General features: G+C 39.7%; 9 protein-coding genes and 1 pseudogene. 2 read left to right on the forward strand and 8 right to left on the reverse strand.

Annotation, left to right across the window (positions count from 1 at the left end; genetic code table 11):
• Window positions 1-259: 259 nt before the first annotated feature.
• The 8 genes and pseudogenes from glmS to FTT70_RS04685 form a co-directional block, all read right to left on the reverse strand.
• The gene (gene glmS / locus FTT70_RS04650; RefSeq protein ID WP_004974344.1) at window positions 260-2,101 is read right to left on the reverse strand and encodes a glutamine--fructose-6-phosphate transaminase (isomerizing); all 1,842 of its coding nucleotides are present in this window, start codon (window positions 2,099-2,101) and stop codon (window positions 260-262) included.
• Between the two features lie 12 nt (window positions 2,102-2,113).
• Window positions 2,114-3,478, reverse strand: a complete 1,365-nt coding sequence (gene glmU, locus FTT70_RS04655; RefSeq protein WP_096902632.1) for a bifunctional UDP-N-acetylglucosamine diphosphorylase/glucosamine-1-phosphate N-acetyltransferase GlmU — start codon at window positions 3,476-3,478, stop codon at window positions 2,114-2,116.
• A gap of 18 nt (window positions 3,479-3,496) precedes the next feature.
• Window positions 3,497-4,018 carry a phosphatidylglycerophosphatase A gene (locus FTT70_RS04660; protein WP_131260658.1) on the reverse strand — a complete coding sequence of 174 codons (522 nt, stop codon included), beginning with the start codon at window positions 4,016-4,018 and terminating at the stop codon, window positions 3,497-3,499.
• Window positions 3,984-4,913, reverse strand: a complete 930-nt coding sequence (gene thiL, locus FTT70_RS04665) for a thiamine-phosphate kinase (RefSeq protein WP_004974348.1) — start codon at window positions 4,911-4,913, stop codon at window positions 3,984-3,986. The genes FTT70_RS04660 and thiL overlap by 35 nt, the downstream gene beginning before the upstream one ends.
• A gap of 25 nt (window positions 4,914-4,938) precedes the next feature.
• Window positions 4,939-5,388, reverse strand: coding sequence for a transcription antitermination factor NusB (gene nusB / locus FTT70_RS04670; protein WP_004974349.1), 450 nt, complete (start codon window positions 5,386-5,388; stop codon window positions 4,939-4,941).
• A 4-nt stretch (window positions 5,389-5,392) separates the two neighbouring features.
• Complete coding sequence (gene ribE / locus FTT70_RS04675; RefSeq protein ID WP_004974350.1) at window positions 5,393-5,863, reverse strand: 6,7-dimethyl-8-ribityllumazine synthase; 471 nt, start codon at window positions 5,861-5,863, stop codon at window positions 5,393-5,395.
• An 11-nt stretch (window positions 5,864-5,874) separates the two neighbouring features.
• Window positions 5,875-6,996: a bifunctional 3,4-dihydroxy-2-butanone-4-phosphate synthase/GTP cyclohydrolase II gene (gene ribBA / locus FTT70_RS04680; protein WP_096902634.1), complete on the reverse strand. Its 1,122-nt coding sequence runs from the start codon at window positions 6,994-6,996 to the stop codon at window positions 5,875-5,877.
• Window positions 6,997-7,342: 346 nt separating this feature from the next.
• Window positions 7,343-7,512: pseudogene (locus FTT70_RS04685) on the reverse strand (secretion protein HlyD); the annotation flags it as partial.
• Window positions 7,513-7,755: 243 nt separating this feature from the next.
• On the opposite strand from FTT70_RS04685, the gene FTT70_RS04690 reads away from it, so the two are divergent.
• Together FTT70_RS04690 and FTT70_RS04695 are read left to right on the forward strand one after the other, a co-directional pair.
• Window positions 7,756-8,406 (forward strand): response regulator transcription factor, encoded by a 651-nt coding sequence (locus FTT70_RS04690; protein WP_004974358.1) that lies wholly within the window; start codon window positions 7,756-7,758, stop codon window positions 8,404-8,406.
• A 2,149-nt stretch (window positions 8,407-10,555) separates the two neighbouring features.
• Window positions 10,556-13,342 (forward strand): DNA methyltransferase, encoded by a 2,787-nt coding sequence (locus FTT70_RS04695; protein WP_180168343.1) that lies wholly within the window; start codon window positions 10,556-10,558, stop codon window positions 13,340-13,342.
• The last annotated feature ends 55 nt before the right edge of the window (window positions 13,343-13,397 follow it).

Raw genomic sequence — 13,397 nt, forward strand, 5'->3', positions numbered from 1 at the left:
TCATTGTACTGACTGAATAAATAAACAACATTTTTGGAAAATAGTGCGGTTAAATGACTTAGGTTGTTTGTTTTATAAAAGTTTTCATTGTCTGCAAAAATATTAATATCACTTACAATGCGCTGCAGCTATGCGAAAAATAAAAGCATCAGACATAAAAAATCCGCAGTACTAAATTTCTAAAAATGAAGCCGACTGCGGATTTTTTAGGTGATTCAAAATAATTTTATTAAATTTAACTAATTGAATTTAATCAACATTATTCCACTGTTACGCTTTTTGCCAAGTTTCTAGGTTGATCGACATCAGTACCGCGCAAAACTGCCACATGATAAGACAACAACTGCACAGGAATGCTATACACAATTGGCGCAAGCAACGCGCTGACTTGCGGTACATAAACCACATGCTGACGCTCTTTATCTGCAGGAATGCCGCTGTGTTCATCTGCAAATACAAACAGCTCACCACCACGTGCCTGTACTTCTTCCATATTGGATTTCAGTTTATCCAGCATGTCATCTTGCGGTGCTAAAATCACCACAGGCATGTCATTGTCTACCAATGCCAATGGGCCGTGCTTTAATTCACCCGCAGCATAACCTTCTGCGTGAATATATGAAATTTCTTTCAGTTTCAAAGCACCTTCCAAGGCAATTGGGAATTGTGTGCCACGACCCAAGAACAAGCAGTGATTTTTCTCTACAAACAATTCAGACAAACGTAAAATTGCCGTATCATTTTGCAAAGTATCTAAAATTACTTTTGGTGTGTGCCACAAGTCTGCAATAATTTCCGCTGTTTCTGTCGCTGCAATTGCATTTTTCACCTGACCAATTTTGAGCACCAACAGCATTAATGCTGCCAACTGTGTCGTAAAGGCTTTGGTCGATGCCACACCAATTTCAGGACCCGCAAGCGTTAACAAACTATGGTTGGTTTCACGTACCATTGACGACGTTGCCACGTTACAAATGGTCATGGTTGTGATATCTAAACCTTTTGCAGCAGCACGTTTTTGTGTATCACGTAACGCAGCTAAAGTATCTGCAGTTTCGCCAGATTGTGAAATGCACACATACAACGTGTTATTCACAATGACTGGGGTACGATAACGGTATTCGCTGGCAATTTCCACATGACATGGCAAGTTAATCAGCTGTTCAAACCAATATTTTGCAATCATCCCTGCATGGTAGCTGGTACCGCAGGCAATAATCTGTACCTGTTGGATGTTGGCAAAATCAAGTTCAGCATCTTTCAGGAAATCTTCACGTAAAGCGTTGCCATTTAATGCTTGTGAAATGGTTTGTTGAATTGCTTCAGGCTGCTCATAAATTTCTTTGAGCATGTAGTGTTTATATTCACCTTTCGATGCATTGCTTACAGTTGCATCCAACTCTTTTACAGGGCGTTCAACCGTTTGACCGTTTACAAAAACTTCAATGCTGTCGCGGGTTAAGCGGGCGATATCACCTTCTTCCAAATACATAAAACGGTTGGTGATCGGCAATAACGCCAATTGGTCTGAACTGATAAAGTTTTCGCCAATACCGACACCAATCACCAAAGGAGAACCTTCACGTACCGTGATCAATTCATCTGGATAATCGGTATGGATAATTCCCAGAGCATAAGCACCTTTCAGTTGAGGCACGACTTGCTGTACCGCAACCAATAAATTCGGTGCAGTTTTAAGAGCATGGTTGACCAAGTGCGCAACCACTTCAGTATCCGTTTGAGAGCTGAACATATAGCCTAAAGCTTCTAGCTCATCTTTCAGTTCTTGATAATTTTCGATAATACCGTTGTGTACGACAGCAACATTGCCAGAAATATGCGGATGTGCATTGTTTTCTGTCGGTTTGCCATGTGTTGCCCAACGTGTATGGGCAATACCGAGTGAACCTGTGACTTGAGAATCTAGTACTGCTTGCTCAAGATTTGCTACTTTACCGACACGACGCTCACGCAAGACTTGACCTTGACTAATCAATGCCAAACCTGCGGAATCATAACCGCGATATTCTAAACGCTTTAAACCTTCAATGAGGATATTGGTAATACTACGTTCTGCAACGCCACCGACAATACCGCACATAGGAACTTCCTCTTATTTTTTCAATTTCTGTGGACGTTGATAATTTTCTTTAGTGAACTGTTTAGAACGTTCCACAGCTAAACACTGTTCTGCAACATCACGGGTAATGGTCGAGCCTGCGCCTACCGTTGCACCATTGGCAATGGTGACAGGTGCAACCAATGAACTATTTGAACCAATAAAGACTTGGTCACCAATAATGGTTTTAAATTTATTGGCACCATCATAATTGCAAGTAATCGTACCTGCACCAATATTGCTGCCTGCACCCACTTCGGCATCACCTAAGTAGGTAAAGTGGTTGGCTTTGGAGCCTAAACCAATTTGACTGTTTTTCACTTCAACAAAGTTGCCAATATGCACTTCATTGGCCAATACCGCGCCCGGACGTAAACGTGAGAATGGACCAATTTGCGCAGCTTCACCTACAACCGCTTGGTCAAATACGCTATACGGCTGAACTTTAGTGCCCGCAGCAATTTTGGTGTTTTTGAGGATACAACCTGCACCAATTTCTACGCCATCACCCAGTTCGCAATCGCCTTCAATAATTACGTTAATATCAATGCGAACGTCTTTACCTGCAGTGAGATTACCACGTAAATCAAAACGGGTTGGGTCAATTAAATGCACACCTTGTTGCATGAGTTGCTTGGCTTGGAAGTTCTGGAACTCGCGTTCTAATGCAGCCAATTGCACACGGTCATTCACGCCTTCTACTTCAAAAGCCAGTTGAGGTTCTACCGATGCAACTTCTAAGCCATCGGCAATTGCCATCGCCACAATATCGGTCAGGTAATATTCACCCTGCGCATTGTTATTGCTCAGTTTTGGCAGCCATTCATGTAATTTGGCATTGCTGACGCAGTAAATACCCGTGTTAATTTCCTGAATTTGACGCTGGGCTTCAGACGCATCTTTATGTTCAACAATCGCTTGAATTTTACCGTTTTCACGTACAATACGACCATAACCCGTGGCATCAGCAAGGGTAAGTGTCACCAAGCCAATTTGGGTTTCACGTGAAACATCGAGTAGCTTTTGTAAAGTTTGCTCTGTAATACAAGGTACATCTCCCGATAAAATCAGTGATACACCTTCACGTGGTAAAACAGGCAAAGTCACTTTGACTGCGTGACCTGTGCCCAACTGTTCAGCTTGTTCGACCCACTGTACCTGTTCATGCGCAAACGCATTTTGCACCAAAGCACCGCCATGACCGTAAATGGTAATTATATGATCTGCTTGTAATTTTTTTGCGGTATTAATCACGTGACCCAAGAGTGGGCGTCCTGCAAGAGGTTGTAATACTTTTGGTAAATTTGAACGCATGCGCGTGCCTTTACCTGCTGCAAGAATAATCACGGTGGTAGACATGTTGAATCCTAGTGATGGCTAAACCAAAGTAAAAGATAAATAAATATAAATACATAATGCGGCCCAAAGACCCGCAATAATATCGTCCAGCATGATGCCAAAACCACCTTCGACCTGACGATCAATGACACGTATTGGCCAAGGTTTCCACACATCAAATAGTCGGAATAGGGCAAAACCCACAATTACCCAGACCCAGCTGATTTGATTGATAAAAATCAGGGGTAAAAAGGTAATCGATTGTCCTGCAAATTCATCCCAAACAATACGACCATCATCATGTACGCCCATAACCTGTGCAGTACGTCCACAGATATATATGCCAACGAGGGACATGATGGCAATGGCAAAAAGGCTTGGAATGAAACCAAGCGCGAACCAAATGGGAATGAACAGTAGGGCAAAGGCCGAACCAAAGGTACCGGGAGCTTTGGGTAGTAGACCTGAACCGAAGCCAACACCACAGCATACAATCAGTCGGTCAGTCCAAGACATGGCTTTGAAATTAATCGCGGGTTTTTGCAAAGTGTTGGTATCCATGAAAATGAAGTGAACGATCTACGCCATTCTGTTCAAAGCTTAAGCGGTTTTGATTGTTAATTTTGCCAATAATATGAATAGGGGTATTCAGCGGTTTTTGCAAAAGCTGCTGATAATTTTGTGGGCTTATTGTAAAGCATAACTCATAGTCATCGCCACCTGCCAAGGCATATTGCCACTGCTTTTGTTGTGGTAATTCGGTTAATGCAGCATCTATAGGCAGTTGGCTGAGTTCAATACAAGCACCGACCTGAGAGGCTTTGAGAATATGCCCTAAATCTTGTGCCAAGCCATCTGAAACATCAATCATGCTTGAAGCCAGACCTTTGAGTTGTTGTCCAAGTTGACAACGTGGTGTTGGGTAGTCGAGACGTTGTTTTAAAGGATGATCGAGATGATCTAAACCAAAAGCGGCATCACCGACTTGTCCGCTGACGCAAATATAATCACCGACTTGCGCGCCTGAACGTGGAATGGCATGTCCTTGTTCAATCCAGCCTAAGGCGGTAACGGAAATGGTGAGATGCGGGCTTTGTGTGGTATCTCCACCAATTAAACTTACCCCAAATTGATCGCAACAATCATGTAAACCCTGACTAAACCCTTTGAGCCAGTCGTGATCAATTTGGGGTAGGCTCAATGCCAATAATATACTGTGTGGGGTGGCACCCATGGCGGCAATGTCAGATAAATTGACCGCAACCGATTTCCAACCAATCGCATGTGGGTTGGTATCGAGGGGGAAATGTCGTCCAGCGACTAAAGTGTCGGCACAAATGACCAATTGTTGTTGCGGCGGAGGGGTGAGCAGAGCTGAGTCATCACCGACACCTAAATCGACTGCATCGGGACGCGGTCTGTTGAAATAGGTCTCAATAATGGAAAACTCAGCCATACAACAATCGACTCAATACTTTGAATTAGTTGCTTTGTTGCTTTTCTGCTGCACGTAAGCTGTTGGCAAGACGGTCTAATACACCATTGATGTATTTGTGGCTGTCTGCACCACCAAAGTGTTTTGCCAATTCAATCGCTTCATCCAATACCACACGGTATGGAATTTCCAGATGTTGTTCTAACTCATAAGCACCTAAACGTAAGGTGGCGAGTTCAACACCATCGAGGGCTTGAATGTCACGATCAAGAACAGGCACCAGTAATGCATCCAATGCTTCATGATTGGCAACCACTTGAGTCAACAATTCATGATAATAGCCGAGATCCACTTTGTGCATGGCATTTTCCACACGGGTACGTGCTTCAATTTCATGTACTGGATTGTGGCTCATCTGCCATTCATAAATACCTTGCACAGCAAAACGACGTGCTTTACGTTTTGCTGCATAAGTTGCTTGAAGTGTTTGCGACATAGCGTTAAATAGCCTTTAACAAGTTAACCATTTCAATTGCAGTTAAGGCAGCTTCACTTCCTTTATTACCTGCTTTTGTTCCAGAGCGTTCAATTGCTTGTTCAATACTATCCGTAGTCAATACACCGTTAATCACAGGTAAGCCAGTATCTAAACCAACCACACCTAAGCCTTTGGCACATTCGCCTGCAACAAAGTCAAAGTGTGGAGTGCTACCGCGAATCACTGCGCCGAGTGCAATAATGGCATCATAACCATTCGATGCAGCTAATTTTTTAGCCACAACAGGAAGTTCCCAAGCGCCTGGTGCATGAACAACGGTGATATTATCCTCTGATACGCCATGACGTTTCAATGTGTCAATTGCGCCATCAAGCAAATGCTCAACCACAAAACTATTAAAACGACCGACTAAAATCGCATAACGGCCTTCGCTAGCGAGATGTAATAAACCTTCAATACGGCGAATTGCCATAGCAACCTCGATTATTTCTCTGATGTTGGATCTGCGGTGATATATTCCACCACTTCTAAGTTAAAACCTGATAAAGCATTGAAACGTAATGGTGAGCTGAGTAGCTTCATTTTTTCAACGCCTAAATCACGTAAAATTTGTGCACCCACGCCAATGGTTTGGTATTGCTGTGACAATGCAGCATTGGCTTTGCCTTGTTTCGGGGATTTAAGGCTGTCTAGGGCAGGGCCCAAGTCTTGCAATTGAGCTTGACCAATCCAGACCAAAACACCACGTTCACTGTTGGCAATTTCTTTTAAAGCACGGTCTAAATTCCAAGTTGCCGAACCATCTGCTTTTTTCAGCTTCAGCAAATCACGGGTTGGATTAAAACCATGCACACGTACTGTGGTAACGCCTTCTTTCGGCTCGCCTTTGACCAATGCCAAGTGAATGTCTGGGTTCCCCAGTTCACGGTAGCGATATAAGTCAAAAGTACCATATTCGGTGTCGATGCTTTGCTGATCCAAACGCTCTACAGTTTGTTCATTGGTCATGCGATAGTGGATTAAATCGGCAATAGTACCAATTTTTAACCCGTGCTTTTCAGCAAAAATTTCTAAATCTGGACGACGCGCCATCGTGCCGTCTTCATTGATGATTTCACAAATTACCGATGCAGGCTCTAAACCTGCCAAACGGGCAAGATCACAACCTGCTTCGGTATGTCCTGCACGGTGCAATACACCACCTGGCTGTGCCATGAGTGGGAAAATATGCCCAGGCTGAACAATATCGGCAGGCTTGGCATGTGCAGCGACAGCGGTTTGAATGGTATGCGCACGTTCTGCGGCAGAAATACCCGTGGTAATGCCTTCAGCAGCTTCAATCGACAAAGTAAAGTTCGTACCGTGTTGTGCACCATTGGCATCAACCATTAACGGTAGGTTTAATTGCTGGCAACGGTCACGACTTAAGGTTAAGCAAACAAGACCACGCGCGTGTGTGATCATGAAGTTGATATCTTCAGGGCGAACGTGGGTTGCGGCAATGACTAAATCACCTTCATTTTCACGATCTTCATCATCCATGAGGATGACCATTTTTCCTGCACGGATATCTGCTACAAGCTCTTCGACAGTATTGAGCGGCATCAACCTTCACCTTCTTATTTGTCTGAAACGACATTGAATGAGAGAGATGCATAGTCTAACGGTTTTTTACCTGTTTTGCCTATGCTTATCATTTTCATTGCGTGACTTATGGTTATACACAGTGTCATCAGGCTTGGAAAGAGGTGAAAAGGAGGATTTGCTGCGTTGCTGTAGATTGTTTAGGCAATTAAGATGAAATGCAAAATCTGTGAAAAATAAAACTGTAGAGGGCATAGGATATTATCGCCCTCATTCTCGCCTTCACTTGAGCCCAGTTGGGTTTTGGGAGAAGGCAAGAATCAGAGATGAGATAATTCATTAAATTCAGGTATAAGAGAATTTCTGTTTAGCGCTCACGTAAGGCTTCTTTGGCTTTGTTGAATGGTTTGATCAGATAATCCAACACCGTTTTTTCACCCGTTTTAATATCGACTGTTGCGACCATGCCCGGGGTATATCAAACGCTTGTCCTGCTTTGTTGCTGAGTTTGTCTGAATCGGTACGGATATAAACCCTTATCTTGGGATATTTTCTATTTCATATTACATCTTGTTTTGAGCGTTTTGGTTGTAAAATAAAACTGATTAAAAAATCCACAAAATGATCAACCTTTTTGACTGAGCGCTGAAAACATAAAAAATAAACGCTTTTCTGTGATTAATTGCACAATAAATGCAAAAAAGTCATGTCTTGCATATCCTTAATTGTCTTTGTGTGGTTAGAATATAACAACTGTGCCCAAGATCTCTCACGTCTGTTATGAATATATTAATCGTTGATGATCATCCGCTGTTTCGCCATGCCTTAATTCAGGCGGTTCGTTATAGCTTACCGCAAGCTCAAATTCATGAAACTGCTGCAGTTAATGAATTGTACGAACGTTTGGAAAATGGACCTGAGCCTGATCTTGTTTTATTGGACTTGAATTTACCAGGGGCATCGGGCTTTTCTGCATTGGTGCATGTGCGTGCGCAATATCCATCTATCCCAATTATTGTGGTGTCCGCTCACGAAGAAGCATCGATTATTCAACGTTCAATTGCGCATGGGGCGATGGGTTATATCCCAAAATCGGCACATCCGAGCCATATTGGTGAAGCAATTCGTCAAGTTTTAGAAGGTGAGATTTGGTTGCCGCCAAACTTGGCTGCGAATGTTAACTTTGACCCTCGCGCTGCAGATGAAACAGCTTTGGCTGAACGTATTCAGTCTTTAACACCACAGCAATTCCGTGTATTGATGATGGTGGCAGAAGGTTTGTTGAATAAGCAAATTGCCTATGAATTAGATGTTTCTGAAGCGACGATTAAAGCGCATGTGACCGCAATTTTCCGTAAATTGGGTGTGCAAAATCGTACTCAGGCGGTATTGGCAATCAATGCGTTAAATATTGAAGAAAAGAAAATGTAAGATGTGACTGATCTGTAAAAGATGAGTTTAAAACCGCTGTGTTGATCTGGAAGATTGAGCAGCGGTTTTTTTATTGGGTGGGTGGTTGGCTGATTATGACCTTTTTAAAAAGCTAATTCGCTTTAGGATGTGACATTTAGCGTTCAGGTTGTTGATGTGCTTAAAACCTAAAAGGAATATTGTCTTATTCCTTTAGCTGTATGGCATAAACATATTCAGGCTTTCATGTCGATAAAACTAACAAAAATCGACATGAGAGAGTTGTCATGTCGATGACATAAACATATTCAGGTTGTCATGTCGATAAAATGGGTAAAAATCAACATGAGCTGAATAGCTATCAGTCTAATGCAGGCGATATGCTTCTTTCAGATTCTTAGGCTTTGATTGTATCTGTACCCATAAATCCAATAGTGTGAAGTTGTCCGCAGCGGGAAAACCCGCCACTAATAAGAAATACATAGAAGGACGAATATGTTTTAATAGTAATAGATGAATGGTGATTTGAATAAATCATACCTAAGTGAGTAGGGGGCTTTCCCCTATATGGGTTCAACTTTTAAAATTCACGATAACCAAGCCCGCCAGCCGTGATATGTGCTAGATTTCGATCATAGGTAATTATTTGGCTTTCTTTTCCGATGGTTTTATTTTTCTGACTTGAGCATCTGTAAGCATTGCAATGATTCCACAGAATTGGGGGTATAATTTTGGGGGTAATTTATTATACCCCTAGTTATACCCCCAACAAGATCAAGCTTGCAATAGATAAAGTAGATTGCATTAGACATAAAAAAAGCTTAAACCCTTTAGATTTAAGCTTTTTAAGATCACATGAGACTTCATGAGAATAATGTTTGGCGGTGAAAGAGGAAGTCAAAACTAATTTATAAGCAATTGAAATATAATTGAATTAAAAGTTAGAAACAAGAAAGTACCAACAAAAGTACCAACAAGTAAAAAAAGTTGATGTGCTGAATCTCTTATCGAAAATTAAGGAATTTAACTCTCGATACGTTATTTTTTTAATATAAAGTTCATTTGTTATGTAAAAAAAATATAAGGGTTAATCCCTTTTTTATTTATAAGCCTTAAAAAATTGTTTTGCTTATATGTAACTCCATTTCAAGGTATCCACCTCTTTATTGATTCCTATTTGCAAGTTTTGCATGTTCATAATGTAATATTTTGCCAACAAAACCACCCTAATAAATTGGACTTGACATTTTGCTCCATGAGGTAGTTTCAAAAAACCCTAAAAACAACCCTGATTTCTTCATTAAAACAGCGTAACTAATTGAAATATAATTATATTGTGTGGTTTGGTTGAAAAGAGTACAAAAAGGCGCATTTAGCGCCTTTGCTTTGGTATATTTTGCTAATCAGTATGGCTTTTCTTCGGGCAGAAATAAGTATCTCTCTCTTACTATTTGCCATGCTTCATCAGGGCTAATTCCACTTAGCTCTAGTTGGTCTAATTCCTGATAAGTCTGTTCAGCCGCTTCTTCTAATTTTTATTGGAGTACGCCGTTACGCTCATATTCGCTATACATTTTCGGTAAGTGTTCTTTCCAATGCTCTCTCGCTTCCCTTATCCAATTTCTAAACATAGTCATTTGTTTCTCCAGTCTTTAAGTAATAGAAAACAATGTATATAAATTTCTTCGTGTTTGAATCGCCAAAATACAGCGCTATTTGTCTGCAAAAATGTCAAAACAAAATAGGTAAACTATAGCCACTTATAGCTAAAAATAACTAAATCACGTCAAAGGTTTTGTCTAATTAGACTTTGCCGATCTAATACGGTCTAACATGCTCTATTTAGCGAGTAATGATAAAATACTTATGGTTTATGCTGTTTTTATCTTTCGATACAGAAGGTAAAAATTAAATAATAAATAAAACCAACTATGTGACTAGAAAGCGCGGCTATAGATATTTTTTAACACTGTTTCAATCTCTTTTATTTCTCAAAAATTAGAGTGTTTAAAAGAAAAATGCTATCAACCATTAGATAAAACAGATTAATCAACGTATATACTTAACGTTGGCTAACGTATGTAACCAAGGCTGTAATAGCCTAACTAAAGAGAATTTTTTTATTCAATTGCAAATTAATAAAGCAATAAAAGCTTTTGTGAGGGTAATAGTGTCAATTTCACGCAATCAAATCATTAAAAATGCGCTTAAATTCAGCAAAGACTGGAAAAATGAAGTTAGTGAAAAAGCTGAATCACAAACATTTTGGAATGAATTTTTTGCAGTATTTGGTATCAATCGCCGTCAAGTTGGTATTTTTGAAGCCAAACTCACTAAACTCAATGGGCATCGTGGTTTTATTGATGTATTTTGGCCAAGTAAATTAGTTTGTGAACAAAAAAGTCGAGGACAAGATTTAGATAAAGCTTTCCATCAAGCAATAGAATATTTAGAGGCGACTGCGAAAGTTGACCCTGCTCAATTGCCTCGTTATGTCATCGTTTGTGATTTCGAGTTTCTTCGATTATATGATTTGGAAACACAAGAGCATACTCAAATTCTTGTAGCTGAATTAGCTGAAAATATTCATTTGTTTGGCTTTTTACATGATCAAATTACTGAGATTAAACAAGCTGAAGAAGCTGCGAATATTCAAGCTGCTGAAAAAATGGGGAAGCTACATGATCAATTAAAAGCTATTGGTTATGATGGTCATGCTCTTGAAGTGATGCTGATTCGTTTACTTTTTTGCTTGTTCGCTGAAGATACTGGGATTTTTGAAAAATATCAGTTCACAAACTTTATTCAGCGTAAAACTAAAGCAGATGGGTCAGATTTAGCATCTCAAATTGCTATGTTGTTTTATGTATTGAATCAACCAGAAGAACAACGACTCAAAAATCTCGATCAAGACCTTGCAGACTTCGCGTACATCAATGGGCAGTTATTTGCGGAGACATTACCTCCAGCATCGTTTGATGATGAAATGCGTAACCTGTTACTTGAAGCATGTGAAATGGATTGGAGTAAAATTTCTCCAGAAATTTTTGGTGCTCTTTTCCAGTCTGTAATGGATGCTCAACAACGCCGTAGCTTAGGTGCACATTACACCAGTGAGGAAAATATTCTTAAAGTCATTTCATCTTTATTTTTGGATGACCTTCGAGCTGAATTTGAAGAACTAAGACGAAGAGGAAAAAATAAGACAAGGACTGCCGCACTGGATATTTTTCATGAGAAATTAGCCAATCTCGATTTTTTAGACCCAGCCTGTGGTTGCGGAAATTTCTTAATTGTAGCTTACAGAGAGCTACGTTTATTGGAACTGGATGTCATTGAAGAACTGCATGCGAAAGGGCAGTTATTAGATGTATCCACCATTGTCCGTTGTAATGTAAATCAATTTCATGGTATTGAAATTGAAGATTTTCCAAGTCAAATTGCGCGTGTAGCAATGTGGTTAGTCGATCATCAAATGAATATGCTGGTTTCGGAACATTATGGAACACACTTTGCACGTATCCCATTAAAGTCAGTTGCAGATATTCAAAATGCAGATGCATTATCTGTTTTATGGCCTGCTGTAGATTATATTTTTGGTAACCCACCTTTTGTGGGTGCAAAATGGATGAATAGTGAGCAAAAGCGAAGCTTTAATAAAATTTCAAATGATATCCCAAATAATGGAATTCTAGATTTTGTGAGTGCTTGGCATATCAAAGCAACAAAATACATGAAAAAGAATCCGCATGTAGAAACTGCTTTTGTATCTACCAATTCAATTACTCAGGGCGAACAAGTTGCTGCATTATGGAACTGGGTATTTGCTCAAAACATGCATATTAATTTTGCCCATCGTACATTTCATTGGCAAAGTGCAGCCAAAGGCAAAGCAGCTGTACATTGTGTAATTATAGGTTTTAGCAACAAAAACCATAATCCAAAATATATTTTTGATTATGAAAATGGGAAAGGCATCCCGAATAAATTAGAAGCAAAAAATATCAATGGCTATTTAGTTGATGCTCCTGCTATATCAATTTCTAGCCGTTCCAAGCCAATTTGTAATATTCCAGTAATGGTCAGTGGTAATCAGCCTATTGATGGAGGTTATTACATATTTACTAAGGATGAGATGTTGAAATTTATGAATGAGGAGCCTCTGTCTAAAAAATATTTTAAACGATGGATGGGAGGAGAGGAATTTATCAATAATAGTTTTCGTTATTTTTTACATTTAGAACAAGCCTCACTGCCTGACTTAAAAAACATGCCTAAAAGCCTCCAATTAATTAATGAAGTAAAAAAATTTAGAGCGTCAAGTAATCGAGTATCTACTCAAAAACTCGCAGATTTCCCTACTAAATTTCAAACCTCGTTCCAATCCGAATCAAATTATTTGGCAATTGCAGAAGTATCTTCAGAAAGACGTTTTTATATGCCAATAGCTTTTCTAGATAGTTCTGTTTTATGTAGTAATAAATTGCGATTAGTAGCTAATGCTGACTTATTTCATTTTGGTGTCTTAACTTCAGTTATGCATATGGCATGGATGCGTACTGTTACAGGCCGCTTAAAAAGTGATTATCAATATTCAGTAAAAATAGTTTATAACAATTTTCCTTGGCCTCAAGAAGTAACGGAAAAACAGAAAAAGAGAATTGAAGATGCAGCTCAAGCGGTATTAGATACCCGAAAAAAATATCCAGAAAGTTCATTAGCTGATTTGTATGACCCTTTGCTTATGCCTGTTGAGTTGTCTAAAGCACATCAATCCTTAGATAAAGCTGTTGATTCTGCCTATTCTCGTAAAAAGTTTAACAATGAAGCCGAGCGCGTAGCTTTTCTGTTTGAACTTTATGAACAGTATCTACAAGCAGAAAAATTTGAGTTGCAAAATCAAGCACAGACCAAGCCACAAAAATCTAAAGTAAAAGAAAAAAAACCTACTGTTTGAAATTAATTTTTAGCAGCTAAAAAAAGCCTATCAAGTGAATCCTTGAATAGGCTTT

Source organism: Acinetobacter sp. YH01003, from assembly GCF_013420525.1.
GTDB lineage: Bacteria > Pseudomonadota > Gammaproteobacteria > Pseudomonadales > Moraxellaceae > Acinetobacter > Acinetobacter towneri.